Source organism: Microvirga yunnanensis, from assembly GCF_025460875.1.
Window position 1 is genome coordinate 1 of the sequence record NZ_JAMXFI010000036.1, and the last position, 26,421, is coordinate 26,421.

Here is a 26,421-nt window from a genome sequence, read left to right on the forward strand (position 1 = left end):
CCAGGCGACGCTCCTCCATCTGCTCCGCCGTCAAATGCGTCGGTCGCCAAACGTTGCCTTCCATCGCGAACCTCCTCACGATGATTGACACTGCCCTATGTTACACCCGGCGCGTGAAGATCAATAGTTGCGGCCGAGGAGAAGCTGCTGCCGACAGACTGATACGAGCATTGAGGGGAGAACGGGCTTCTCGTTCTCCGTGCTATGGCCGAACTCAGCCATTGGTGCTCGATCAGCCTCATAGCCTGAGGAGATTGTGAACCGGACCGCGCGGCTCCTTGGCTCCAGGGCAACCTCGCGGCAGGTGTCATCCTTCAGAGCGGCATCCAGGATTGCCGTGTCAGGCGTGGCCATACGACGTCAGTCGAGGGCGGCGGCAAAGGACGTGGAGGGTCCGGCAACCCCATAGCCCGCTTCCTGTAACTCATCTTGGATGTTGAGTGCGGTCAGAGCTTCGTCCTCCAAAAGGAGAACAAGCGGTTTGCTGCCTGTGAGCCTAGCGCATCGTGCGGAAAAGTGGACCCGGTTTTCCGCTCCGAACGATGCGCCGCTTAAGGATGTGAGCATCGGAATCGATCCCAAAAGTGGGTCCACTTTTGGGATCGATGCTCTAGCGCATCGTGCGGAAAAGTGGACCCGGCTTTTCGTCTCGAAAGGTGCGCCCTTCAAGGGGTTGAGCATCGGAATCGAAAGTGGGTTCACTTTTGGGTCCGATGTTCTAGCCATTATCCACAGGCTCTCTAAAATATGGTTAACGCTTCCTCAACGACCCGTTAACATCTACTGGTGCGGTGATTTGGAGGCGGCAATGGGAAGCAGCGTCGAGGGTGGAAGACGGGTTTCCATGATGTCGGATGAGGAGCTTCTGCGAACCATTGGTGAGGATCTGCGTAGCCTCTACACCGATATCATCCGCCAGCCACTCCCCGCGAAGATCGAAGCTGCTTTGACCCGCATTGATCGTGCACAGCGCTTGGCCGGGAACTTGGGCCGACCGGCAGCACGTTGGGCCAAGGCTCCCCTCACGTTCTAAGCCGTTGCCAAAACAGTGATAGCCGCGACGAGTGAGGCAGCAAGGACGCTGTACTCAGCCCATGTGCGCCATTGTGGTCTGCTGTGAAAATTCACTTCACCGAGCATTTCGCATCTCCGGACGTGCGACTCACTTCAACGATCTTTGTTCTTGTCTTGTTCTCATACAACGCCTTGGTATCCCGGATCAAGTGATCAGGAACATTTTCCATCTCGACACTGCGCTTCAGATTTTTGTGAGGGCCAGAGCATCGGATCCAAAAGTGGACCCACGTTTGGATCCGATTCCGATGCTCATCCCCTTGAGTGACGCACCGTCGACTGCGAAAAACCGGGTCCACTTTTTCGCACGGCGCGCTATTCGTTTGACTGCCGGAGCCGCTTTGGTCCCATCATCAGGACACAGGTCGGCCTCACCCGTGAGGCCCAGAGCGCAAGCCAGCTTTGATCTTGCCCTGGCAACCCGATCTTTAACCGGGCCGACCACCACTTGGCACATTGCCCCAGCTTCCTCGTGGCTCAGACCCTGTGCTGCAACCCATCGCGTCGCCAAGGCTGAGTGAAGGTCCTCGACGTCGCGCTGGCTCTGTTGGTCCGGATGCTTTTTGGGGCGCGCGGCGAGGGCTCCGTCTGGGTCTTACCAGCTCCCGCTTGTATTTGCGGCACTCGGAGCGGAAGAGATTGCGCAGGATCGTGAACAGCCATGCATTGAGGTCCGCGCCGCGCTTGAATGTGTCGGCATTGGCCCAAGGGCGCGGGATGGTGTCCTGAACCAGATCATCCGCACGATCTCGGTCATTCGTGAGAGGTGGCAAAGGTGCGTGGGCTCAGCATGGCGGCGAGGAGTTCGTCCCGCAGCGGTTCCTCAACACTCATACAGGAGCGTCTCCGGCCGTGCCTCGATCCGGTGGACCAGCCTCTCCAAACCTGGAGGAAGGGGCCGTTGGAGCACTTCGGCATACATCTCGCGCAAGGTCGCGCCGATCCGCTCCTGCGCCTCCGACTGTATGTCGGTCCAGAGGCCATCGCCTCGCCATGCATGAGGGATAATGATGAGGTGGCCTTCCGGCCAGTCCTCGGACTCTGCAAGGCTCATGGACATTCCGAACCTGATCCCTCTCCTTCATTGAGGTGGGAAATCAACCAACAATTGGCTCTTCCGTTCCAGCCGACTCCTTGGGATTCGTTAACTTATGCTTATTTTTCGGTTGCAACAAAGTAGTAGGAACGGGAATAGCTTGGCCACGTTGCTTCCTGCATCATAGGAGGTGGACATGCCAAAGCTCGGAATGCTGCTTGTAACCCCCGTAAAGCCTTGCAGCGCTCTGGCGGTGGCTCTGATCCTTCCGGTCATCATCGGCAGCGTCCCCGCGCAAGCTCAAGGTCTCTTCGGCTTCCTGCGAGCCCTGACCCAACCCGCTGCCCCGGCCCCGGCACCGCAGCCCTTCGAGTACCAGTCTGATCCCGCCCTTGAGCAGCCCCGGCGCAAAGCTCGACCGCGTCTGAAGCCTGTTGCTGTCGAGCAGCCAGAGATCAAAAAGCCAGTCGAGCCAAAACCGGTGGGAGAAATTCCCAATCCTGTTCCGATGCTGCTGGCCGACAGCACCTTGCGCGCCGGTGACATGGTGATGTTTCCAGATGGGCTGCGCGTCTTCACCGGTAAACCTGGTGGCTCCCACAATCTCACGGACTTCAAACCCTTAGCCCAGGCAGGCAAGCACCTTTCCCGTGCAACCCGCAAGCTTGTCGCCCATTTGCTTCCAGCAGAAAACATCGCATGGAACACGGATGCGGTCAGGTCTGGCAGCAAGCTCGCGGCCAACACGGATGATGTCACGATCACCGGAAGCGTGAACAGGCCCCCTCATCGCAAGGGATCAGGCTCGCGATAATGCGACCTATCAGCTGATCGACAAACGGTTGCAGCCTGGGTCGAGAGGATGCTCGCAGCATATGTATGCTCATTGCAGGAGTCGTTGCTATGTTGCTCGAACTGGAGAAGGAGCAATTGGGCGTCCTGAGGAGGGCCCTTGAAGCAAGGATGCGTGACATGCAACTGCGGCTGGGGGGCGACCCTGGCGATGAAGGCTTTCGGCGCGAAGCGACACTCACGACGCAGTTGCTTCGACGGGTCGAAGGGCTGGAACGACAGGCTGGCCACCGCGCTTGGAATATTGCGAGAATCGAGTCCGTGCCGGAAGAAGACGAGACCTGAGGATGAGGAGCCCACAGGTTCAGTCGTATCCTCTTATAGGAGGGGGAGAGGCGGAAATCGTCTTCCAGCAGCTCGATGAGCGTCGTAGGATAGTCAATCCTCGGCATTAAATGGGACCCGATCGCCAACCTATCAGACCGCCGCGCAGGCATGGTCTGCTCTGGATCGCTTCGAGCGACTGACGGTGACAATATGAGCGCGCCCATCCTTCATGAGAAAGACCAGGGCACCGGATCGCCGGTCTTGGTGTTTCTGCACTATTTCGCCGGCTCCCTACGGTCCTGGGCTCATGTGGCCGAGGATTTGTCGCGCGCATACAGGTGCCTGGAGATCGATCTTCCCGGCTTCGGCCGCTCGCCGCCGCTGCCTGCTTTCAGTGTGGATGCGGTCGGTGGAATGATCATGCAGCACATCGCAGGCCGCCGTCTTGGCTCCTATGTTATCGTCGGCCATTCCATGGGCGGCAAGCTGGCGCTCGCCTGCGCGGCCGATCCACCTCCGGGTCTCGCCGGCGTGGTCCTTGTGGCTCCTTCACCACCCTCGCCTGAGCCGATGGCCGAAAGCGAGCGTGCGCGACTGCTGGCGACCCATGGCGACCGAGCCTCCGCGGAGCAAACCCTGCGCACGATCACGCGGCGGCCGATCTCTGCGGCCTCGGCCGATATCTGCATAGCGGACAATCTGATGACCTCGGCCGAGGCTTGGCACTGGTGGCTCGCGCAGGGCAGTCGCGAGACCATCACGGCTCAGGCTGAGCGGGTGGCCTGCCCGGTTCTGGTTATGGGCGGGAGCGAGGATCCCGTCATCTCGCCTGCCGTCATCACCGCCGAGGTCATGCCGCGGCTTGCCGGTGCCTCTCGGGTCGAAATTGCAGGCGCCGGGCATCTTCTTCCATTCGAGGCTGCAAAGGAAGTCGCAGACAACATCCGCATTTTCGTCAAAGAACGGTGCCCTGCCGCGACGATGAGAGGCACGTCGTAGGAAAATAGGCCGGCAGACGCTCCGCATCTTTTCTGCGGCTGGTCGGCGCCCTATGCTTCCCTCAAAGGCCAGTTGATTTGTGTAGGCCGGGCCATCAGCCCGACCGCCTTGCTCAAGGGTGCCTGGTGGGCCCCGTTGGAGGCCCGATATGGCAGCGCCCTGGTTTATGTTCGCAACCGGCATCGAGAACAGCTATCCGACGATCAAGAACGGCACCGTCCGTGTCGATGAGATGGACAAATGCGGCCATTACAAGCACTGGCGCAGGGATTTCGAACTCCTTCAGGAACTCGACATCCGCTATCTGCGCTACGGCCCGCCGATCCACCGCGTCTGGTTGAGCCAGGGCCGGTACGATTGGAGCTTCCCGGATCAGACCTTCGGCCTCTTGAAGACGATGGACATCGTTCCGATCGTCGATCTCTGCCACTTCGGGGTTCCGGACTGGATCGGCAACTTCCAGAATCCTGATTTCCCGACGCTGTTCGCGGATTATGCACGCGCCTTTGCGCAGCGCTTTCCCTGGGTGCAACTCTACACGCCCGTGAACGAGATGTTCATCTGCGCGACCTTCTCGGCCGCCTATGGCTGGTGGAACGAGCAGATGAGCAGCGACACGGCCTTCGTGACGGCGCTCAAGCACATCGTGAAGGCGAATATTCTGGCGATGGCGGCCATTCTCGAGATCCGCCCTGACGCGATCTTCATTCAGAGCGAGTCATCGGAATATTTCCATGCCGACGAGCCTGATGCGATCGGCAACGCAGAGATCATGAATGCGCGTCGGTTCCTGTCGTTGGATCTCAATTACGGCCGCCGTGTCGATTCCGAGATGTACCAGTTTCTCCTCGACAACGGCATGGCCCGCGACGAGTACCAGTTCTTCATGACGCATCGCCTGCGGCAGCACTGCATCATGGGCAACGACTACTACGTGACGAACGAACACCGCGTCGCTCCCGACGGACGCACATGGGCTGCGGGCGAGATCTTCGGCTATGCGGAGATCACCCGGCAATATTACGAGCGCTATCGTCTTCCCGTCATGCATACGGAGACGAACCTGGCTCAAGGCGCCAACGGCGACGAAGCCGTGACCTGGCTCAGGAAGGAATGGGCGAATGTCATTCGGGTGCGCAACAGCGGCGTTCCGATCGTCGGATTCACTTGGTACTCGCTGACGGATCAGGTCGACTGGGATACGGCCCTGCGGGAGGAGAACGGCCGGGTGAACGCTCTCGGCCTTTACGATCTGGATCGGAACATCCGGCCGGTCGGCAAAGCCTACCAGCTCCTGATTCAGAGATGGCGTAGAGTTCTGCCGACACAGAGCGTCTGCCTTACCGTTCCGATCATCCAACCGAGCCAGTTTGAGAGCGCGCATGCGGTTTTCCAGCAGGAAGCGGCCCGGAGCCTGAGTCGTGCGGCCCCAGCGTCGCCGACCATGACGGACCATGCCGGCTGAAGGGGCCTTTTCGCCTCTGGCCGGGGACAGGCCTCTGCACGGCCGTCCTCTGCCGCCAGCGCGGCTGCACCCTGCCCTGTACGTGGCAGAGTTCATCGGAACGGCCCTGCTGGTTCTGGTCGGCGTGTCGGTGGTCATTCTCATGTTTGGGCAAGGCAGTCCGGGGGCAAGGATGATCCCGAGCGAAGGCTGGCGCCTGTTTCTGACCGGCGGCTTGTTCGGTTCGGTCGGCGCGCTGATCGCTGTTTCGCCGGTCGGACGCATCAGCGGCGCACATATCAATCCTGCCGTAACGGTCGCGTTCTGGTTGGAGGGCAAGCTGGCGTGGCGCGATGCCGTGTTTTACATCTTGGCTCAGTTCGCCGGCAGCGCTGCCGGAGCTTGGCCTCTTCTGGGCTGGGGTCACATGGGACGAAGCGTGGCGTTTGGTGCGACGCAGCCGGGGACTGACGTTCCCATCTGGGCCGCGACCCTCGGAGAGACAGGAGTGACGTTTCTGCTCATCCTGGCGATTTTCACCATGGCGGCCCATCCTCGTACCCGTCGTTTCACGCCGTTGGCGCTCCCGGTCGTGCTCTCGGTGTTGGTGTGGCTGGAGGCTCCCCTCTCCGGGGCCAGTGCAAACCCGGCGCGGTCATTCGGACCTGCCCTGATCGCCAGAGTCCCGATGGACCCATGGATCTACATCGTTGGGCCCTCGCTTGGGGCGGTCCTATATGCCGGCTTCGTGCGCCTTGAGGCTGTGCGTCTTCCCCGCGTCATGGTCGCGCGATTGTGCCACTTCAACATCGAGGTTTGACAGCGTTCCGGCAGGAACAGACCGCTCCGGGTCATCGTCTGCCTATCCCCTGACTTTCGGGAACGTCCGGTGTTCCTCTCGCGACCAGACTGGTCCCCTTCCGAGAGGCGCCATGAGCTGACCTTCCTGGTTTCTGTTCAATTTCTCGTCGGGTCGTTCATGGAGCACGCGCCAGGGAGGATTTTAGGGGTGTCGATCTGGTCCCCCTTGCAACGCTCTTGGCCCTTGATCTCGGTGGTCCAGGACCCGAAAGCCGTGCGGCGCGTCAGCCACGATCTCAATAGCGTGCATCCGCTCATCCCACCGGCGTGGAAGAACATCTGAGGTCGGTCCCGCGCCAGGAAGCGACCTTCCAATGGTGCTACCGGTGCCCAACCGGCGCTAGGGGCACCAATCCAAAACGTTTACGCGGTTTGTAGGTTCGCCAGCACGGTGTTGAGCGAACGTACGCGTGCCACGCGCGGCAGGATCTTCTCGACCGAGAAGCGGTGCATATCGTCAGCAAGGCTCGAGCAAAGATCTTCGACCACGATGGTGCTGTAGTTGTGCTGCCAGGCATCTCGCGCCGTGGACTCGACCCCGAAGTTCGTCATCACACCTCCGATCAGCACCGTCGCGATGTTCCGCCGTCTCAGTTGCAGGTCGAGTTCGGTGCCATAGAAGGCGCTCCACTGGCGCTTGGTGATTGCCACATCGTAGCCAGCCGTCTCGACCGCATCATCGAATGCGAGCGATGCTGCCGGGATCCCACCTTCAGGCACCCTCAGCTCGACATCGACGGGCGTGCGAACCATGTCCGCATAGCCGTCTGAGAACGCAGCCCGCGTCAGGATGACAGTGCCGCCGGCACGTCTTAACGCCTTCGCAAGTGCAACTGCCCGCTGCACGAGCTCGTGACGGGGGTGCGGCTGGATGGGCATGCCCAGGGTCCAGTTCTGCGGATCGATCAGCAGGAGAGCAGTGGCGCGGGGATCGAGGCCAAGTGCCATCGGGTCAGCCCTTTCAAGGCTTGCGGTTGACGATGAAGATGATGAATATGAGGCATCCTTCACATTATGGATATGAGGACATCCTCACATATGTCAACAGGATCGAGAGCCGATGTGGGGCGCACACCTCGCTTCGCCCGCGGCAAGGCGCGGGCTGCCGCCCTGCGAGCAGCCGCTGGACAGGTGATTGCTGAGCGCGGGTATGAGGCTGCTACGATGACGGAGATCGCTGCGCGGGCCGGTGCCTCGATCGGCTCGCTGTACCAGTATTATCCGACGAAGAAGCTGATCGCAGCCGAGGTTCATGCCGAGTACCTCGACCAACTGGATCAAGCCTTAGTTGGCCTCAGCACGGAAGCTCACACGCCAGCTGCCATGTCAGATGCTCTGTTCGACACACTGACGGGCTTCCTGGCCCGTTACCCAGCGTTTCCAACGCTTGCCGCCAGACGTGACATTGAGACATCGCGCAAGCTCGCTTCACGGACCAGGCTGGAGGAGAGCCTTGAACAGTCGCTTGCATCGACGAGGCCACCGTTGCCGCCAGAGGCGATGCCTGGGCTGGCTGTCATGCTGCTGCAACAAATGAAGGTGGTGGTTGCGCTCGAAGCGAGTGGTCGCGAGGCGGACCGACAGGCAATCGAACATATCCGCAGGGTGCTGCGAAGGTACCTGGAGCATCTTGTGGGCTGAATGACGGATCTTTCCTGAATGATTGTTTGCACCTGGCCCTGTAGGCCCCTCCAGTTCACAGATCAGGTGTGAGACATGAAGACGTCGTCGATGAAGGTCGGCTTCGGGTCACCCGGGAATATTTCCTACATCACAGAAGCGTCGGGTGTTCGCGCCTCGAGCGGACGTTCAGTCTCCTTCCGCGATGTGCCGCTTTAGAACCAAGAATGCGATGATCTGAACATCCGCTATGCCCAGGCTTTCAGACAATCGGCCTCTGAGCCCGCGGTCGTTGAGATCTTGTTCCCGGTTCGATGGCGCCGCAGGATATATGAGGATTGCGACCTGCTCATCAGTGCTCGGACCCCACGCCTTTGCAATGCCGAAGAAGGTCCGCAATCCCGCTCCACCAATCGTGGGCTTGTTCTGAAGCATGTGCAGCGCCAGCATGCACTCTTCGCGCAGCGGGAGCTCTGCTGTCACCTCTGCCTCCGCACCGAGGTTGTTGAAGGCGGAATGACGCCCACGTCTCGATGACCCGCCGGGCGTCTCTGCGCCATGGAATCCATGGGCTGCGGAAAGAGTGTCCGGCTTTTGCTCAACAGCTGCGCCGGAAGCGATGGAAACCCTTCACACTCCGATAGAAACTGGTTGGTTCAAGTGAAGCTAGGCCTTCGCGATGACTGATGTCAGTTTCGCCGCATCTGGTGATTGGTCCACGCCGGGCCGAGGCCTAGAGCATCGGGCGCAAAAGTGGGAACCGGCTTTGCGTGAAGAGATGCTCCAGGGCAAAGGCTTGAAGCATCGGGCGCAAAAGTGGGAACCGGTTTTGCGCGAAAAGATGCTTTAATCCAAAAGCTTGAAGCATTGGGCGTTGGTTTGATGACACGTCCGATGCTTCAGACGAAGTCCTCGCGCATGGGGGTGAAGACGTCGAGAAGCACGCCGGCCTCGATGGAAACCGCCCCGTGGACGGCGTTCGGCGGCACGAGGAAGCTGTCGCCCTGCTTCAGACGTTCGGTCCGGCCCGCGATGGTGACATCGAAGACGCCCGCCTCGACGAGGCTGCACTGGATGTGCGGATGCGCGTGGGGCGTGCCGACGGCCCCGGCCTGGAAGGCCACGCGGACCATCATGACCTCCGCATTGTAGGTGAGGACTTTACGGCGGATGCCCTCGCCTGCGGGCTCCCAGTCGATCGTGCTGTCGAAGGCGAAAGGCTCGTTGATACGGTTCATGGTTCCTCCAGTATGGTGTCAGCGCGCCAGCCAGCCGCCGTCCACCGGCAGGACGATGCCGTGGACATAGTCCGATGCGGGCGATGCCAGGAAGACAGCGGCGCCGGCGAGGTCCGTCGGATCCCCCCACCGTCCGGCCGGGATCCGTCCGAGGATGTCGGCGCTTCGCTTCGGATCGTGGCGGAGTGCCTCGGTGTTGTTGGTGACGAAATAGCCCGGCGCGATGGCGTTCACGTTGATGCCCTTGGCGGCCCACTCGCAGGCAAGAAGCCGCGTGAGGCCGGCCAGGCCGCTCTTGCTCGCCGTATAGGACGGGATGCGGATGCCGCCCTGGAAGGACAGGAGCGACGCGATGTTGATGATCTTGCCGCCGCGCCCGTCCGCCAGCATGGTGCGGGCGGCCGCCTGCGACAGGAAGAACGCGGACTTGAGGTTGACGTTCATCACGTCGTCCCAGTCCTTCTCCGTGAAGTCGATGGCATCGGCCCGGCGGATGATGCCGGCATTGTTGACCAGGATATCGATCCGGCTGCCGAGCGAGGCAGCCTCACCGACGATCTGCTCGATGGGGTCCAGGCTCGACAGGTCCGCCTGGACGGCACGGAAGCCGGCGCCGGTGTCGCGGCACAGGCGCTCGGTCTCGTCCATGGCCGAGCGGCCGACCGCCACGATGGAGGCCCCGGCCTGCGCCAGCGCCACGGCGATCGCCTGCCCCAGCCCGGTATTGGCTCCGGTCACGACCGCCGTCCGGCCGGTCAGATCGAACGAGGCCGTCACCGCAGCGCCTCCATGGGCACCATATCCATATCGGTGAAGTCCTGGTTGTCGCCGCCCATGGCCCAAACAAAGGTGTAGTTGCTGGTGCCGACGCCGGAATGGATCGACCAGCCCGGCGACAGGATCGCCTGCTCGTTGGCCACCACGAGATGCTTCGTCTCGTGGGGCTCGCCCATGAAGTGGAACACGCGCGTGTCGGGCTGCATGTCGAAATAGACGTAGACCTCCGAGCGGCGGTCATGACAATGAGCCGGCATGGTGTTCCACATGCTGCCGGGCTTCAGCTGGGTCATGCCGAGGACGAGCTGGGCCGAGCGGCACACCTCCGGATGGATCATCTGGAAGATCGTCCGGACATTGCCGTTCGCGGCGTCGCCCAGATCGACCCGGCGGGCCCGGTCGAGACCGATCTTCACCGTCTCGAAACGGGAATGGGCCGGCGTGCTGACGAGATAGAACTTCGCCGGCGCGCCCTCGTCGAGGCTCTCGAAGACGACGTCCTTCGTCCCCATGGCGACATAGAGCGCGTCGCGGGGAGCGAGATCGTGCGTCTCGCCGTCGGTATGAACGCGCCCGGCGCCGCCGAGATTGACGATTCCGAGTTCGCGCCGATCCAGGAAGTTGGGCGAGCCGATCTGCTTGTGCGATCCGAGCCGGATCGCTCCGGCGGTGGGCGTCGCGCCGCCGACCACGAGCCGGTCGATATGGCTGTAGGTCAGCGTCACCGCGCCGGGGACGAACAGGGTCTCGATGAGGAAATGTCGGCGCAGCTCGGCCGAGCTGAAGTGGCGTACGGCCTCGGGATGGCATACCTGCCGGACTTCGATGGTCATCATTACCTCTTTGGTGCATTTTCGGCGAAGTGGATCCGGTTCGCCGTTGAACGATGCGGCGAACCAAAGAAGAGAGCTGATGTCACACAAGGGGAACCAGCTCTCGTGCGTGAGATCAGCGGAACAGGGCCGGGAGCCAGAGCGACAGGCCGGGGATGTAGGTGACGAGCAGCAGCACGACGATGCTGGCGCCCAGGAAGGGCCAGATCGTCTTCATGGCCTCGCCGATGGTGATCTTGCCGACCGCGCATCCGACGAAGAGCACCGAGCCGACCGGCGGCGTGTTGAGACCGATGCCGGCGTTAAGGATCAGGATCACGCCGAAATGCACCGGATCGATGCCGAAGGCCTTGATCACCGGCAGGAAGATCGGCGTGCAGATGATGATCATCGGGGCCATGTCCATGAAGGTGCCGAGCACCAGCAGGATCACGTTGATGAGAAGCAGCACCACGATGGGGTTGTCCGACACCGTCTTCATGAGCGCGATGGTCGCCTGCGGCACCTGCAGGAAGGCCATGAGCCAGCCGAAGGCGCTCGCCGTCCCGATGACGAGCAGCACCATGGCGGTGGTGCGCACGGCCCCGAGCGTAGCCTCGACGAAACTCTCCCAGTTCATCTCGCGATAGACGAAGACCGTGACGAGCACGGCATAGACGACCGCGATGCACGAGCTCTCCGTCGCCGTGAAGATCCCTGAGCGGACGCCGCCGAAGATGATGAAGATCAGAAGGATGCCCGGCACGGCGGAAACCAGGAAATAGGCCAGCATCCTGAAGCCCGGGAACGGGTCGGCCGGATAGCCGCGGCGCACGGCCACCACGTAGGCGGTGATCATCAGGGCGGCGGCCAGAAGGAAGCCCGGCACCACGCCGGCCGTGAACAGATCCGCCACCGAGATCGTGCCGCCGGCCGCGATCGAATAGATGATCATGTTGTGCGACGGCGGGATGAGCAGCGCGATGATGGCGGCGTTCACTGTCACGTTGACGCTGTAATCCTTCGCGTAACCGCGCTTCTCCATCTGCGGGATCATGATGCCGCCGATCGCGGAGGCATCCGCGATGGCCGAACCCGAGATGCCGCCGAACATGGTCGAGGCCACCACGTTCACCTGTCCGAGGCCGCCACGCAGATGGCCTACGAAGCCCGCCGCCAGACGGATCAGGCGGTCGGCGATGCCGCCGCGCATCATGAGATCGCCCGCATAGATGAAGAACGGGATCGCCATCATGGCGAAGGCGTTCATGCCGGAATTGAGCTGCTGGAACACCACGACAGGCGGGAGCTGCATGTAGAGCACGGTGGCCAGCGACGCGATGCCGAGGCAGAACGCCACCGGGGTGCCGACGATGAGCAGGAGCGTGAAGACGCCGAAGAGAACCCAGATCTCCATTGACTCAATCCTTCACGGCGACGAGATGGGTTTCGTCCACGCGCACCAGGGGAACTTCTTCCCCGACGAGCAGGAGACGGACGAGCTTTTCCAGGGAAAAGAGCGCGATCAGAACGCCGCCGACCGCAAGCGGCACATAGTCGAACCCTTGCGGAATGGGCAGGCCCGGCATGAGTGCCGACCAGGTCTCGACCGCCAGCAGCGTGCCGTACCAGGCCATGGCGCCGCCGAAGATCATCACGAGCACCTCGGTGACGGCGAGCATGATGGGGCGCAGGCCATGAGGGGCGTAGTGCAACGCGATCTCGAAGCCGAGATGGTTGCCCTCGCGTACGCCTACGGCGGAGCCGAGAAGGATGAACCAGCTCATGAGGAGCAGGGAGGCGGGCTCGGTCCAGCTCGGCGATTCGTTCAGCACGTAGCGGCCGAACACCTGCCAGGCGACGAAGGCGGTCATGAGGATGAGGCCGATCCCGGCAATCCAGAGCGCCGCCCGGTTCACGGCGGCGAGGATGCGGGACAGCGCGGCAAGTTCAGCGCGCATCGGGTGAAGTCTCCATGGAGGCGAAGACGGACCGGCTCGAGCCTCTGACCCAGAAGCGGAGCTGCCCTTCTGGGATGAGACCGATGCTCATTCCTGACGGGCGCATCGTTCTGGGCGGAAAAACGGATCCACTTTTCACTCCCGTGGTCCGCTTTCGTCCGCACGATGCGCCAGCCGGTCCGAGGCGACAGAGGTGCAGGCCGGGTCAGTTCATCGCCTGGATGCGGGAGACGAGCTCCTTCACCTTCGCGTCCTTGGCGTATTTCTCGTAGACGGGCTTCATGGCGTCGATGAAGGGCTGCTTGTCCACGTTGTTGATCTGGCTGCCGCTGGCCCGGATCTTCTTCTCGGCCTCCTTCTCGCGGGCCTCCCACAGTTCGCGCATCTTCACGACGGATTCCTTGGCCGTCTCGCGCACCGCCTTCTGGTCCTCGGGCGACATCTTGTCGAAGCTCTTCTTCGACATCACCAGCACCTCCGGCGACATGGAGTGCTCGGTGAGCGAGTAGAATTTCGCCACCTCGAAGTGACGGAAGGAATCGTAGCTCGGCCAGTTGTTCTCGGCCCCGTCCACAACGCCGGTCTGGAGCGCCGAATAGACCTCTCCCGGAGGCATCGGGGTCGCGTTGGCGCCGAGGGCGTTCACCATGTCGAGGAAGAGGTCCGACTGAATCACCCGCACCTTCATGCCCTTGAGGTCGGCGGGCGTGTTGATGGCGCGCTTGGAATTGTAGAAGGACCGGGCGCCCGAATCGTAGAAGGCCAGCGCCACCAGCCCATGGGGCTCGAAGGCTTTCAGGATCTGGTCGCCGACGGGGCCGTCCATGGTCTTGCGCATATGGTCGACCGACCGGAAGATGAAGGGCAGCGACGGCACCAGCGTCTCGGGGATGAGGTTGTTGAACGGGCCCATGTTGATCCGGTTCAGATCGATCACGCCGAAGCGGGTCTGCTCGATCGTGTCCTTTTCCTGGCCCAGCTGCGCGGAGTGGAACACCTGCACCTTGTACCGGCCGCCGGTCTTCTTCTCGAGCAGGGAGCCGAAATACTTCACGGCTTCGACCGTGGGGTATCCGTCCGGGTGGATGTCGGCCGACCGAAGCGTCGTCTGGGCACCGGCCGCGCCGCTCATGAGGGCCGCCCACACGCCGAGGGCGGTTGCGGCGAGAGTTCTTCTGGTGAACATCATCTTCTCCTTAGGCTTCCTCAGATGCTTTATGGTTTCGGACCGAGCATTCGGACGGCTTGTCCTCCGCCCCGGGCCCATGCGACCCATCGGGACGAGACCAGACGCCGCTTGCCGCGGCTTACCTGGTCGACGATTGTATGGTAGTATGCACTTATATGTTACGCAACCCGCCAAAAGAATGAGAGTGCCGTGAACACGACTTTTCCCGTCGGCCAGGGCTCAGCGGCCCAGCGCATCGAGAGCGAGTTGCGCCGCCTGATCATCGCCCTGGAGCTGCCCCCCGGAAGCCGTCTTTCCGAGCAGGACATCGCGGAGCGCCATGGGGTGTCGCGCCAGCCGGTGCGGGAGGCGCTGATCGGCCTGGCGCGCACCCGGCTGGTGGAGATCCAGCCGCAGCGCGGCACCACGGTCGTCAAGATTTCGGTGCGCAAGATGATGGAGGCCCGGTTCGTCCGGGAGGCGATCGAGACGGCCGTCGTGCGCCGCGCCTGCTCGTCCTTCGACCCGCAGAGCCGGGAGCGGATCGAGAACCTTCTCGAGATGCAGGAGCAGGCGGCCCGGCGGAACGACCACGACGCCTTCCAGCGTTACGACGAGCTGTTCCACATCGCCCTGGCCGAGGGCGCCGGCTGCCCGCTGGCCTGGGAGGCCGTTCAGGACATCAAGGCCCATATGGACCGGGTGTGCCAGCTGACGCTGCCGAGCCCGGAGGCCATGCTGCCCCTGATCGACCAGCACCGCGCCATCGTGACGGCCATCGACGGCCGCGACGAGGATGCCGCCGCCGAGGCCATGCGCCGGCATCTCACCGAGATCCTGCGCGCCCTGCCCCGGGTCGAAGCCGAGAACCCGGAGCTCTTCAGCGCCTGAGCCTCCTCGCCGGCGCCACGGAGGCGCGAAAGCCGTTGCCTCTCCCGGGACCTTGCGCTCTCATGGCGGGTGCCGCACCGGCATGTCCATGCGGCCAACGACATTCGATCTCCAGGGAGCCGCAATGCCATTCCCCTCCAGCCCCACGCGCCGGGTTCTGCTCGGCCTTGCCCTGAGTGCCTCCGCCTGTCTGGCCGCCGGATCCGCGCCCGCCCAGCCGGCCGCCTATCCGTCCCGGCCCGTGCGCCTGATCGTGCCGTTCACGCCAGGCGGCACCACGGACATCTTCGCCCGGATCGTCGGTGAAAAGCTGTCCCAGTCCCTCGGGCAGCAATTCGTCATCGAGAACCGGGGCGGCGCGGGCGGCAATATCGGGACCGATGCGGTCGCCAAGGCCGATCCCGACGGCTACACGCTGGTGATGGGAACCGTCGGCACCCACGCCATCAATCCGAGCCTCTACGCCAAGATGCCCTATGACGCCCTCACGGATTTCGCCCCGGTCGCCTATGTGGCGGGCGTGCCGAACCTGATGGTGGTCAGCCCCAAGACCGTGAAGGCGACGAATGTCCAGGAATTCATCGCCGAGGCCAAGGCGGCGCCACGCAAGCTGACCATGGCGTCCTCGGGCAACGGCACCTCCATCCACCTGTCGGGCGAGCTCTTCAAGCAGATGACCGGGGTCGAGATGCCCCACGTTCCCTATCGCGGCAGCGGCCCGGCGGTGAACGACCTGATCGGCGGCCAGGTGGACGTGATGTTCGACAACCTGCCCTCCTCCATCGAGCAAGTCCGCGGCGGCAACCTGCGGGCGCTGGCGGTCACCTCGTCCAAGCGGTCGCCCGCCATACCGGACAAGCCGACCCTCGCCGAGGCGGGGCTGCCGGGCTTCGAGGCCTCGAGCTGGTTCGCCCTGTTCGCCCCGAAGGGCACGCCGCCCGAGATCACATCGAAGCTGAACCAGGAGGTCCGCAAGGCCCTGGAGACGCCGGAGCTGCAGAAGCGCTTCGCCGATCTCGGCGGCGAGATCCGGCCGATGAGCCCGGACGAGCTCATGGCCTATGTGAGGTCCGAGCACGAGAAATGGGCCAAGGTGGTGAAAACCTCGGGCGCCAAGGTCGACTGATCCTCGCGAACGGGAGGCGCCGGCGGCGCCTCTCCCTCACGGGCTCAATATTCCATCTCGAAGCCCAGCCCGACGGAGCTGCCGCCTTCGGCGTTGACCTCGCCCTGGGCCTTCAGGCGCCGCGTCAGGTCGATGTCGACCGTCACGCCGCTCTCGTTCGGCTGCGCGCCCGCTCTGACGCCGACCCGCACGTTGTCGCTGATGTAGCGCGAGACGCCCACGCCCGGGCCACCGCCCGCCCCGACCGTGATGTCGAGGCTGTCGACCCCGAGCGACCGGCGCAGCTGCTCGAACGCGTCGTTGCCGGACCCGCCGGAGAGCTGCGCGACCGCCTGTGCGAGCTGCAGGGCCTGTCCGGCCGAGAGCCCGCCCGAGGGCCGCTGGAACAGGATGCGCGAGAGCACCTCGTCCTGCGGCAGATCGGGCTCGGAGCTGAAGGTGAATTGGGGGCTCGAGGCCGGTCCCGTGACGCCGATGCGCGCGGTGACGTCGCCGGCCTGCGTCTCGGCCAGGAAATCGAGCGACGGCGTGAGATCGCCGGTGAAGTCCAGCCGCCCGCGGGTGAAATCGAGCCGCTGGCCCAGAAGGTCGAAGCGGCCGCGCCGGAGCTCGAAGGCCCCGATGGCGATGGGATCCTGGGTCGTGCCCTGGAGCCGCAGGTCGCCGCCGAGTTCGGCATTGATGCCGCGTCCGCGCACGAAGATGCGGTTCTGCGCCGTCAGCGTCAGGTCGAGCTCCGCCCGGAACGGCGTGCCGCGCGCGGACGCCGATTGCCGCCGCTTGGCGAGGGCCAGCCGGGCCGCGGCGGTCGGGGTCGGGCGCACGTGCCGGGTGCCGGGCAGCGGTCGCAGGGTGGTGGGCAGCCGATCGGGCACGGAGACGTTCATGGAGATGATGTTGATCCGTCCCGCGGCCCGCGGCCGGCTCAGGAGCGGCCCCGAAAGCGTCAGGTCCAGGTCGGCGCTCGCCTCTACGGTCTCGTTGGAGACGAGCTGGGCCTGGTTGCCGGTGATGCGGATGTCGCCCGGCAGCCCCGCGGCGGGATCCATGGTCACCTGGCCGCGGGCCGCCAGGGATCCGCCGGCCGGCGTCTGGGCCGTGAGGTTCTCGATGGAGAGCACCTTCCCGCGAGCGACGAAGCGCCCGGCGATGCCGTTGAGCTGGATGCCCTGGAGGGCGTCGACGAAGCTGCCGTTGGCCAGCGTGACGCTGCCCTCGATCCGCGGGTTCGAGAGCGCGCCGGCAATCGACAGGTCGAGATTGGCAGCTCCCGTCAGCCGCTGACCGGATGCGGACAGGAAGGAGTTCGCGATGGCGAGATCGGTGCGTCCCGACACCCTCAGCGCAAGCTCCTCGGACGGGCTCAGGGGCACGCTGCCCGAGACCTGCAGGGTTCCGCCTCGGCCGATGGCGATCCTCGCGTCGAGACCGGCGCGCTGGTCGGCGAGCCGCCCCTGTGCGTCGATGGTGAGCGCCGGCAGGCCGGCCCGGCGGGTCTCGGCCGTGGCGAGACCTGACACATTGACCCGGTAGGTTCCGGTCGGACTTGCCACCGTCCCGCCAATGGACGCATTGCCGTTGACCGTGCCGGCGAGGCCGAGATTGGGCACCACGATATCGGCGACCTGAAGCGGCAGGCTGCGGACGTCGACCGTCAGATCCAGCCTGTCCGCCACCGTGCCGTTCACGGTGACCCGGCCCTGATCCGCCGCGATCACCAGGTTGGACAGGGTGACGGCGCCGTTCTGAAGCGTGATGGCGGCCGGCTGCGCCAGGGCCAGGCGCCGGCCGCCGCGACGGGCGCTGAAGCTCGCCAGCTCGATCCGTGTCGCGTCGCCGGGGACGAGACGGCCCTGCGTGTCGAGATCGAACCCTTGGCCCACGGCCGATGCCGTGAACTGCGAGGCCTGCGGCGTGCCGTTCGCCACGAAGCGCACGGTCCGGTAGGTCTGTCCGCCCGCCGTCAGAGCCTCGGCGGACACCGTCCCGTCGATCACCGGACGGCGATAGAGATCCTGGAGGGTGAGCCTGGCATCGAAGTCCCGCACCGATACGTCCGCCACGGCGAAGCGCGCGCCCCGCGCGGTCACTTGAGCGTTCTGACCGCCGTTGCCGACGTTGAGCGAGACCACGGCATCGAGGGCGCCATCGAGCTTGGTCAGCACGAGCGGCGAGAGATCGTCGAAGTTGCTTCCGGACAGCCTGATTTCGCCCTGCGCCAGATTGCCGGCACTCAGGGTGAGATTTCCGTTCAGCGCCACGGAGCCGATGTCGATGTCGAGCCGGTCGAGAAGCCATCCGCCGGCCTGTGGCCTTGTGAGATGCAGGGAGCCCGTCGCGGGCTTTCCGTCCACCTGTCCATCCAGCGTGAGCGCCGCGTCCAGGGCGCCCGTCACATCCTTGGCGTCGAGGCTGACGGCGAGGCTCGGCACGGACCGGTTGAGGGCCCGTATGTCAGTGAAGGTCGCGACCCCTTTCACGTCTGGCCGCTCAAGGGAGCCTGCGAGACGAGCCATGACGTTGGCCCGGCCGGCGGTGATCCGCGGATCCACCTGCTTGAGCTCGTCGATGGTCACGTCCAAACCCAGGTCGGCCGCCGACTGGGTGGCGCGCCCATCGATCCTGGCGTCGAGATGCGCCCCGTCGAGCCGGAGGTTCTCGAAGCCGAAGCCGTTGGGGATGCGCCGCACCGTGCCGGCAGCCGTGACTGTCCGCCCGAGAAGACCGTCGACCGACGGAACGCCAGTCGAAAGCTCCCGTAAACGCGCATCGACGACGGCTGCCATGTCGTAGCGGCGCGGGTTGCCGGACAACTGCGCGGTCAGCGTGGCCGATCCCTGGAGGGGCCGGCCCGCGAGGCCCGAGAAGGAAGACAGGGCCGGAATTCGGGCATCGACCTTGCCGTCGAGAACCGTGCTCCCGACCCGTCCGGAGAATCCGGCCTGGGCCGTGGATGTCTCGATGCGCGCCGTCTCCACATCGGCAACCCCGTCCAGACCGAAGGAACCGCGCGAGGTGACCGAAAGCGTCGGCCCCACCGCGCGGGCGAGCGCCCGGTCGACCGGCCGGATCCCCGCCGCGTTGGCGTCGATGGCGAAGGAGAACCGGTCGGGCGGCGAGACGCCTTCCACCGGGTTCATCGCGATACGGGCGGTCAGCGTGTCGAGCGCGCCTTCCGGCAGGCGGATCTCGGCGGCGTCGAGCGAGCCGTTGATGCGGGGAGCCGTCAACGGCCCCTGCACCGTGCCGTCGAAGTTGAGCCGGGCGATTTCCGCCTCTCCGGCGCGGGTCTTCGTGCCGTCGGTCGGCAGGGCACGGGCGTTGAGGGTCAGATCGAGAACCTGACCGGAGCTGACCGTTCCGGTCATGTCGAACCGGGCGACATTCGACGTGATGCGGACCGGCTGGAACCGCACGCTGCCGTCGTCACCGACCGTGACGTTGCCGACCACCTGGGTGGTGCCGCTGAAGACCGGAGCGGCCGGTGCCGGCAGCAAGCCCTCGATGCGGGCCGCGAGATCCAGGTTCGCGTCGTAAGCCGCGTTTGTCCGTCTGACGGTCGCGGTCCCGGCGGCACCGATCGTCGGCCCGGCGGAGAAATCGAGCCGGGCGGCGAAGTCGCTCAAGGGCCCCTGCCCGGCGAGCTTCAGATCGACGGGTGGCAGTCCCGGCAGATCCATCAGCCGGGCGGCGATACCGCCGGCCGGTTCCTGATGCATGAGATTCAGAGCCAGTCGATTCGTCTGCGGCACGTAGGTGAGATCGATCGACAGGCGACCGGGCGCATCGAGGCGCTGCGCCTCGAAGGTCAGGTCGAGTCCCTCGGAAGGGTTTCCGAGCTGGGCGGAGCCCGCCGCCGAGAGCCTCGCCTGCGTGCCGAGCACCGGCTGGCCGAGGCTGAGTTCCTGGAGAGCGAAACGATCCACGATCACCCGCACGGGCAAGTCGGGCAGGATCGGCTCGTCGGAAACGGGAGCATCCTCCTCGGCCGGCAGCGGTCTGCGCGCGATCTGAAGACGGTCGATGCTCAGCTCGTCGACCTGGAGGCGCCCGGTCAGGAGGGCCGTGCGGCTCCAGACGAGGCGGGCACGATCGAGGTTCAGCCACACGCCATCCCGATCGGCAATGCGCACGTCGCGGATGACCGCGTTCGACGAGAGCGCGCCCTCGATGCTGCCGATGGTGACCCGTGTGGTCGGCGTCGACAGAAGACGTGAAATCAGGTTGGCCAGAACGCCCTGGTCGCTCTGAGCCTGGCTGGGGCGTCCTCCGATCAGCCAGAAGGCCACGAAGGTGAGCGCGGCGACGATCGACAGGAGAGCGAGGGAGCGGATTGGCTTGATCATCAGAAGGCCTGCCCGATTCCGACATAGATGGCATAGGACGGATCGCCAGGCCCCGGATTGACCGGGATCGCGACATCCAGGCGGATGGGGCCGATGGCCGTATAGTAGCGCAGGCCCAGGCCCGCCGCGACACGGATGGTCTCGTCGAAGTCCGGGAAGCTCGACTCGAAGGCCGTGCCGGCATCCACGAAAGGAACGATGCCGATGGTATCGGTGATCTTGATGCGGGCCTCGAGCGAGGCCTCGAGGAGGCTGCGGCCGCCGATCGGCTCCCCGAGATAGGTCGGACCGAGAGTGCGGTAGCGGTAGCCACGCACCGAACCGCCGCCGCCGGCGTAGAAGCGCCGGTTGGCCGGGATCTCGTCGAGATCCGCGCCGACGATCGAGCCCAGGCCGATCCGGCCGGCGAGGATGTAGCGGGCCTCTTCGTCGAGAGAGAAATACGCCGAGGCCGTTCCCTTCGCGATGGTGATCGGCACCGTGGAGCCGAGGAATTCCGGGTACGGCGCGACCGAGGCGAGCACCCGCATGCCCCGGGTGGGATTGAGGAGGTTGTCGGTCGAATCGTAGCTGACGGACAACGGAAAGCCGACCAGGGTGTAGTCGATCTGTCCGAGGACGTCGGTGGCCTGCCCCTTCTCGTATTCGATTCCGCCCTGGATCGAGAAGGTGTCGCTGAAGCGGTGGCGGATGCCGGTGCTCGCATTCACGAGGCGGCTCGTATAGCCCTCCGTCCTGTCCCGCTCGACGAGGCCGTCGACCAGCCAGTCGTTGCGTGTCCCCCAGAGGGCGGGCTTGAGGAAGCTCGCGCGGAACCGTCCCCCGAGGTTGTCCCAGGTGAAATCCTGGTTCCGGTTCGGATCGCCCCCGTCCTCGGTGAGATAGAAGATGCTGCCCTCCAGCCGCAACCGCTCGGCGCCGCCGAACAGGTTGCGATGCGCCCAATAGGCCCGGACCGCAGGTCCGTCCGTGGTCGAATACTGAACCGATGCCCCGATGACCCGCAGCGGGCGCTCGGTCAGTTCCACGAAGAGAGGCAGGTTGCCATAGGCGTCGAGGGTCGTGCCCTCGCGGATGCGCACCGACGACAGGGCCTCGATCTGGGAGATCGACTTGCGCATGGATGCGAGTTCCGCGGGCGAGTACGGATCACCGGGCTCCGTGTAGATAAAGGAGCGAACCACCGCGGGATCGACATTCTCCGCTCCGCTGATCGAAATTTCCCCGATCCCGGCGCGGGGACCGGGCTCGACCGCGAGGGTCACATCCATGGCCGCGGCCGGATGGATCACCACGGGATCCTGCCGCTGGATCTTGGCGAAGGGACGCGACTGGGCGCGGAAATGATCGACGATCCGTGCTTCGGCGGCAACGATGTCGGCGGAGCGCGCCGGGTCTCCCGGCTTGATCTGCACGACCCTGGGCGGAAGCTCGCTCGGCGGGAAGGGACGTCCCGTCCTTGCGTCCACGACAGCGACTTCCCTCAGGGCGAATTGCGGCCCCGGATCGGCCACGATATGGACCGGCACGAGCGCACGCGCGAGATAGCCCGAAGCCGCCCGGGTCGCCGCATCCGTCCGGGAAGCCTGCAGCATCAGCGGAACCCCGGCCACGTTGATCGTAACGCGGGCATTGTAATACCCGGCCCCCCAGAGCGCATCGATCAGTCGGGGCAGATCGGCCTCGGCGCGGCTGACCAGCGCAGCGGCATCGGGCGGGGGATCCGATTGCAGGCTCTGAAGGGTCGAGGCGTCCTTCAGCGTCTGCTTCAGGTCGCTGTTGTCGCCGCCCACGACGATATCGAGGGAGTAAGGCAGGGCCTGTGGGCTCGGCGGGGGCGGCGCGTCGCTCGTTCCGCGGAACCATCCGAAGAGATCAAGAGCGAAGGCAGGCGCGATCGGCAGGCTGCTGGACAGGACGCCTACGAGAACGGGGACTACGATCCGTCGTTTGTTACTCAGCCACCGCAATTGAGGCACGATCTCCCTGGCCAACTCGGATCTCTTCCCGGTCCACCAGCCCATCGCGCCCAGTTCGGCGTACGGTCCCGATCTGCCTAGTTGACCGGGAGGCACCTAATCACAGTTTCCCCAACGGCAAAACCCTGACGTTCCGATTTTGGAATGATAGTTGAGGAAAGGTCACAGGCGCCATCGAGGAAAATATACTTTCAATAGAAGATGCGGGTTATCCGAGATGGCTCGGGCTCGAATGGTCCTTCGCCTGTCGGCCGACAACATTCGTGGCTGACCGGAAGCCGGTTCACCTTCGCATCGTGCGATTGCGCCGAATGTGGCAAAAATGAGAACTGTTCGTCGACCACCGGGAAAATCGCGTAATTCTATCCTGTACTGTGGAGCGATAGCCAAGGCTCATTGACCCGGCGGATGACCCGGTGTAACTTTTTGACGGAGCTGCTGGCTAACATCAAGTTGCTCAGATGTAGAGCAGCTCGCCTACAGCCGGCTTTGCTTACGGTTTTGTTTCGGTTGAATTCTCTTGTGGAGTTTTCCGACCAAAATCCATGTAATCGCGTCGCGAAGTTATTGCCTTCTGCTTCAGATCCGAGGCCTCTTACGGCAAGGATGGGTGAAGAATGGCCGTAGCGCTCATACTGGTTCTGGTAGCCATCGGGTCGGTTGTATTCCACCTCGTCAGCCCCTGGTGGTGGACGCCGATCGCTTCGAACTGGCGCTACATCGACAGCACGATCATCATCACCTTCTGGATCACCGGAGCGGTCTTCGTCGCCGTTGTCCTGTTCATGGCCTATTGCATCTACCGGTTTCGCCATCAGAGCGACCGGCAGGCGCATTACGAGCCCGAGAACAAGCGTCTCGAATGGTGGCTGACCATTGTGACCGGGCTCGGCGTGGCCGCCATGCTGGCGCCGGGCCTGTTCGTCTGGAGGCAGTTCATCACCGTTCCGGACGACGCGACCGACATCGAGGTCTTCGGCCAGCAATGGCAGTGGAGCTTCCGCCTGCCGGGTGCGGATGGCCGCCTCGGCACCTCGGACACGCGCCTCATCAGCCCGGACAACCCGCTGGGGCTGAACAAGGACGATCCCAAATCGCACGACGACGTCGTCATCGAAGGCGGCGAGCTGCATCTGCCGGTGGGCAAGCCGGTGAAGGCGCTTCTGCGCTCCGCGGACGTCCTTCACGACTTCTATGTGCCGGAGTTCCGCGCGAAGATGGATATGGTGCCGGGCCAGATTTCCTACATCTGGTTCACGCCGACGCGAACCGGGGAATACGAGATCCTCTGCGCGGAACTCTGCGGCGTCGGACACCCGCAGATGCGCGGAAAGGTGATCGTTCAGGAAGCAAGCGATTATCAGGCATGGTTGCAGGATCAGGCGTCGCGAAACTTCGCGCGCCTCGTTCCCGCGGCCAACTGACGAGGCGGCCGCGCCTCGTCACGGGGAGAAGGAACGGTACTGATCGAGGAGAGCCTCCCGATGGTCGACGTGCCACTTGGTCCTGCCGGAGTCGGCGTCCCGGCGGATGTCGAAGATGTCGAACTCTATCATCCCCATAGCTGGGTGACGAAATACGTCTTCAGCCAGGATGCGAAGGTCATCGCCATCCAGTATTCGTTCGTCGCGCTCTCGGTCGGGCTGATCGCGCTCGTGCTGTCGTGGCTGATGCGGTTGCAGCTCGGCTTCCCGGGCGTGTTCTCCTTCATCGATGCCAACGCCTATTACCAGTTCATCACCATGCACGGCATGATGATGGTGGTCTATGTGCTCACGGCCCTGTTCCTGGGCGGCTTCGGCAACTACCTCATCCCCCTGATGGTCGGCGCGCGCGACATGGTCTTTCCCTATGTCAACATGCTGAGCTTCTGGGTCTATCTGCTCGCCGTCCTGGTCCTGGTGGGGAGCTTCTTCGCGCCCGGCGGCCCGACCGGCGCGGGCTGGACGCTCTATCCTCCGCAGGCCATCCTCTCCGGCACGCCGGGCGGCCAGGAATGGGGCATCATCATGATGCTCGTCTCCCTGATGATCTTCATCATCGGATTCACCATGGGCGGTCTGAACTACGTGGTGACGGTTCTGCAGGCGCGGGCGCGCGGCATGACCCTGATGCGCATGCCTCTCACGGTGTGGGGGATCTTCACCGCGAGCTTCATGGCTCTTCTCGCCTTCCCGGCCCTTTTCGTCGGCGCCGTGATGATGCTCTTCGACAGGATCTTCGGGACCAGCTTCTTCATGCCGGCCATCGTCGAGATGGGTCAGCCCCTGGAACGCAACGGCGGCTCCCCCCTGCTCTTCCAGCACCTGTTCTGGTTCTTCGGCCATCCCGAAGTCTACATCGTCGCCCTGCCGGCCTTCGGCATCGTGTCGGACCTGATCAGCACCCATGCGCGGCGCAACATCTTCGGCTACCGCATGATGGTCTGGGCGCTGCTCGCCATCGGGGCGTTGAGCTTCGTGGTCTGGGCCCACCACATGTACGTGAGCGGCATGAACCCCTATTTCGGCTTCTTCTTCGCCACCACGACCCTGATCATCGCGGTGCCCACGGCGATCAAGGTCTACAACTGGATCCTCACGCTCTGGCGGGGCAACATCCACCTGACCGTCCCGATGCTGTTCGCCCTCGCGTTCATCGTCACCTTCGTGAACGGAGGCCTTACGGGCCTGTTTCTCGGCAACGTGGTGGTGGACGTCCCCCTGTCGGACACGATGTTCGTGGTCGCGCATTTCCACATGGTCATGGGCGTTGCCCCCATCCTGGTGATCTTCGGAGCGATCTATCACTGGTACCCGAAGGTGACCGGGCGCATGCTCGACGACACGCTCGGCAAGATCCACTTCTGGGTCACGTTCCTGGGAGCCTACGCGATCTTCTTTCCCATGCACTATCTCGGCCTGATGGGAATCCCGCGCCGGTATTACGAGCTGGGCGAGATGGCCTTCGTCCCGCCATCGGCCCATACCCTCAACGCCTTCATCACCATCGTGGCCCTGATCGTCGGCGCGACCCAGCTGGTCTTCGTGTTCAACCTGTTCTGGAGCCTGCGCCACGGACGGCCGTCCGGCGGCAACCCCTGGCGGGCCACCACCCTGGAATGGCAGACTCCCGAGACCCCGCCGCCCCACGGCAATTGGGGCAAGGACCTGCCCGTCGTGTATCGCTGGGCCTACGATTACAGCGTCCCTGGTGCCGATCAGGACTTCCTGCCGCAGAACCAGCCCGGGATCACCCGGGCAGCGCCGGGATCGCTCCATGGCTAGCATCCTGCTGTTCCTGGGCCTGCTCGCCGTCGTTGCCGCCTGGTGGCTCGCCCGCCAGGGCCTGGCTTCGAAGCCCTGGCTGGAACACGGAGCGACCGGCGCCTTGCCGGAAGCGGATCCGATCCCGCCGTCCAAGATCGGGCTCGGAATCTTCCTGGCGGTCGTCGGCTCCCTGTTCGCATTGTTCATCAGCGCCTATGCGATGCGCATGCAGCTGCCGGACTGGCGCGACGTGCCGATCCCAGGAATTCTGTGGCTCAACACGGCGATGCTCGCCCTGAGCAGCCTTGCGCTGCATGGGGCCGGGACGGCTGCCGGGCGGGACGACCTGCCCGGGCTCAGGGCCGGTCTGCTCGCCGCGGGCATTTCCGCCCTGGCGTTTCTCTCGGGCCAGCTCCTGGCCTGGCGGCAGCTGACCGGCGAAGGCTACCTTCTGGCCGCCAATCCGGCCAACGCCTTCTTCTATGTCCTGACCGGCGTCCACGGTCTTCATCTGCTCGGCGGACTGGTCGCTCTGGGAAGGACCATCGAGAGATCATGGCGCGAGACCGCCACCCGCTCCCTTCGGCTCTCCGTGGAGCTCTGCGCCACCTACTGGCACTTTCTGTTCCTCGCCTGGCTCGTCTTCCTGAGCGTGCTGACCGGCTGGGCGGGAGACTTTGTGGACATCTGTCGGCAATTGCTGACCTGAGAGGGGTTCTGCA

23 protein-coding genes are annotated in these 26,421 nt (G+C 64.1%); 12 read left to right on the top strand and 11 right to left on the bottom strand.

Annotation, left to right across the window (positions count from 1 at the left end):
* Positions 1-481: 481 nt before the first annotated feature.
* The gene (locus tag NF876_RS18505; protein WP_262270132.1) at positions 482-1,033 is read left to right on the top strand and encodes a hypothetical protein; all 552 of its coding nucleotides are present in this window, start codon (positions 482-484) and stop codon (positions 1,031-1,033) included.
* 469 nt (positions 1,034-1,502) lie between these two features.
* Here NF876_RS18505 and NF876_RS18510 read toward each other — a convergent pair whose 3' ends face one another.
* Positions 1,503-1,847 (bottom strand): sigma factor, encoded by a 345-nt coding sequence (locus NF876_RS18510; protein ID WP_262270133.1) that lies wholly within the window; start codon positions 1,845-1,847, stop codon positions 1,503-1,505.
* A gap of 459 nt (positions 1,848-2,306) precedes the next feature.
* Here NF876_RS18510 and NF876_RS18515 point away from each other — a divergent pair, with 459 nt between their 5' ends.
* The 5 genes from NF876_RS18515 (at position 2,307) to NF876_RS18535 (ending at position 6,492) form a co-directional block, all read left to right on the top strand.
* Complete coding sequence (locus tag NF876_RS18515) at positions 2,307-2,924, top strand: hypothetical protein (RefSeq protein WP_262270134.1); 618 nt, start codon at positions 2,307-2,309, stop codon at positions 2,922-2,924.
* Between the two features lie 89 nt (positions 2,925-3,013).
* A complete protein-coding gene (locus NF876_RS18520) occupies positions 3,014-3,247 on the top strand; it encodes a hypothetical protein (protein ID WP_262270135.1) in 234 nt (77 codons plus the stop codon).
* Between the two features lie 192 nt (positions 3,248-3,439).
* Positions 3,440-4,228 carry an alpha/beta fold hydrolase gene (locus tag NF876_RS18525; protein WP_262270136.1) on the top strand — a complete coding sequence of 263 codons (789 nt, stop codon included), beginning with the start codon at positions 3,440-3,442 and terminating at the stop codon, positions 4,226-4,228.
* A 148-nt stretch (positions 4,229-4,376) separates the two neighbouring features.
* Positions 4,377-5,693: a family 1 glycosylhydrolase gene (locus NF876_RS18530; RefSeq protein ID WP_262270137.1), complete on the top strand. Its 1,317-nt coding sequence runs from the start codon at positions 4,377-4,379 to the stop codon at positions 5,691-5,693.
* Positions 5,683-6,492 carry an MIP/aquaporin family protein gene (locus NF876_RS18535; protein WP_262270138.1) on the top strand — a complete coding sequence of 270 codons (810 nt, stop codon included), beginning with the start codon at positions 5,683-5,685 and terminating at the stop codon, positions 6,490-6,492. The genes NF876_RS18530 and NF876_RS18535 overlap by 11 nt, the downstream gene beginning before the upstream one ends.
* A 404-nt stretch (positions 6,493-6,896) precedes the next feature.
* On the opposite strand, the gene NF876_RS18540 is transcribed toward NF876_RS18535, so the two are convergent.
* A complete protein-coding gene (locus NF876_RS18540; RefSeq protein ID WP_262270139.1) occupies positions 6,897-7,481 on the bottom strand; it encodes an isochorismatase family protein in 585 nt (194 codons plus the stop codon).
* 90 nt (positions 7,482-7,571) lie between these two features.
* Between NF876_RS18540 and NF876_RS18545 the strand changes: the two genes are divergently transcribed.
* Positions 7,572-8,174 carry a TetR/AcrR family transcriptional regulator gene (locus NF876_RS18545; RefSeq protein WP_262270140.1) on the top strand — a complete coding sequence of 201 codons (603 nt, stop codon included), beginning with the start codon at positions 7,572-7,574 and terminating at the stop codon, positions 8,172-8,174.
* A gap of 168 nt (positions 8,175-8,342) precedes the next feature.
* Here NF876_RS18545 and NF876_RS18550 read toward each other — a convergent pair whose 3' ends face one another.
* The 7 genes from NF876_RS18550 to NF876_RS18580 all read right to left on the bottom strand — a co-directional run bounded on the left by NF876_RS18550 (position 8,343) and on the right by NF876_RS18580 (position 14,127).
* Positions 8,343-8,636 carry a hypothetical protein gene (locus NF876_RS18550; protein WP_262270141.1) on the bottom strand — a complete coding sequence of 98 codons (294 nt, stop codon included), beginning with the start codon at positions 8,634-8,636 and terminating at the stop codon, positions 8,343-8,345.
* 416 nt (positions 8,637-9,052) lie between these two features.
* Positions 9,053-9,391, bottom strand: coding sequence for a cupin domain-containing protein (locus NF876_RS18555; RefSeq protein ID WP_262270142.1), 339 nt, complete (start codon positions 9,389-9,391; stop codon positions 9,053-9,055).
* Positions 9,392-9,409: 18 nt separating this feature from the next.
* On the bottom strand, positions 9,410-10,168 hold the full coding sequence (gene kduD, locus NF876_RS18560) for a 2-dehydro-3-deoxy-D-gluconate 5-dehydrogenase KduD (RefSeq protein ID WP_262270143.1): 759 nt from the start codon (positions 10,166-10,168) through the stop codon (positions 9,410-9,412).
* The gene (gene kduI, locus NF876_RS18565) at positions 10,165-11,001 is read right to left on the bottom strand and encodes a 5-dehydro-4-deoxy-D-glucuronate isomerase (RefSeq protein ID WP_262270144.1); all 837 of its coding nucleotides are present in this window, start codon (positions 10,999-11,001) and stop codon (positions 10,165-10,167) included. Before kduI ends, kduD begins: the two co-directional genes overlap by 4 nt.
* Before the next feature lie 115 nt (positions 11,002-11,116).
* The gene (locus tag NF876_RS18570; RefSeq protein ID WP_262270145.1) at positions 11,117-12,397 is read right to left on the bottom strand and encodes a TRAP transporter large permease; all 1,281 of its coding nucleotides are present in this window, start codon (positions 12,395-12,397) and stop codon (positions 11,117-11,119) included.
* 4 nt (positions 12,398-12,401) lie between these two features.
* On the bottom strand, positions 12,402-12,941 hold the full coding sequence (locus tag NF876_RS18575) for a TRAP transporter small permease (protein ID WP_262270146.1): 540 nt from the start codon (positions 12,939-12,941) through the stop codon (positions 12,402-12,404).
* A 205-nt stretch (positions 12,942-13,146) separates the two neighbouring features.
* Complete coding sequence (locus NF876_RS18580) at positions 13,147-14,127, bottom strand: TRAP transporter substrate-binding protein (RefSeq protein WP_262270147.1); 981 nt, start codon at positions 14,125-14,127, stop codon at positions 13,147-13,149.
* A 192-nt stretch (positions 14,128-14,319) separates the two neighbouring features.
* On the opposite strand from NF876_RS18580, the gene NF876_RS18585 reads away from it, so the two are divergent.
* A complete protein-coding gene (locus NF876_RS18585; RefSeq protein WP_262270148.1) occupies positions 14,320-15,000 on the top strand; it encodes a GntR family transcriptional regulator in 681 nt (226 codons plus the stop codon).
* A gap of 124 nt (positions 15,001-15,124) precedes the next feature.
* Positions 15,125-16,126 carry a Bug family tripartite tricarboxylate transporter substrate binding protein gene (locus NF876_RS18590; RefSeq protein WP_262270149.1) on the top strand — a complete coding sequence of 334 codons (1,002 nt, stop codon included), beginning with the start codon at positions 15,125-15,127 and terminating at the stop codon, positions 16,124-16,126.
* Positions 16,127-16,170: 44 nt separating this feature from the next.
* On the opposite strand, the gene NF876_RS18595 is transcribed toward NF876_RS18590, so the two are convergent.
* Both NF876_RS18595 and NF876_RS18600 read right to left on the bottom strand, forming a co-directional pair.
* Positions 16,171-20,472, bottom strand: coding sequence for a translocation/assembly module TamB domain-containing protein (locus NF876_RS18595; protein ID WP_262270150.1), 4,302 nt, complete (start codon positions 20,470-20,472; stop codon positions 16,171-16,173).
* Positions 20,472-22,466, bottom strand: a complete 1,995-nt coding sequence (locus NF876_RS18600; protein ID WP_262270151.1) for an autotransporter assembly complex protein TamA — start codon at positions 22,464-22,466, stop codon at positions 20,472-20,474. The genes NF876_RS18595 and NF876_RS18600 overlap by 1 nt, the downstream gene beginning before the upstream one ends.
* A 602-nt stretch (positions 22,467-23,068) precedes the next feature.
* Here NF876_RS18600 and coxB point away from each other — a divergent pair.
* Genes coxB through NF876_RS18615 form a run of 3 tightly spaced genes read left to right on the top strand, consistent with a single transcriptional unit; the run spans position 23,069 to position 26,408 of the window.
* Entirely contained in the window at positions 23,069-23,875 is an 807-nt protein-coding gene (gene coxB / locus NF876_RS18605; protein WP_262270152.1) for a cytochrome c oxidase subunit II, read from the top strand.
* A 60-nt stretch (positions 23,876-23,935) separates the two neighbouring features.
* On the top strand, positions 23,936-25,717 hold the full coding sequence (ctaD, locus tag NF876_RS18610) for a cytochrome c oxidase subunit I (protein WP_262270153.1): 1,782 nt from the start codon (positions 23,936-23,938) through the stop codon (positions 25,715-25,717).
* Positions 25,710-26,408: a cytochrome c oxidase subunit 3 gene (locus NF876_RS18615; protein WP_262270154.1), complete on the top strand. Its 699-nt coding sequence runs from the start codon at positions 25,710-25,712 to the stop codon at positions 26,406-26,408. The genes ctaD and NF876_RS18615 overlap by 8 nt, the downstream gene beginning before the upstream one ends.
* Positions 26,409-26,421: the final 13 nt, after the last annotated feature.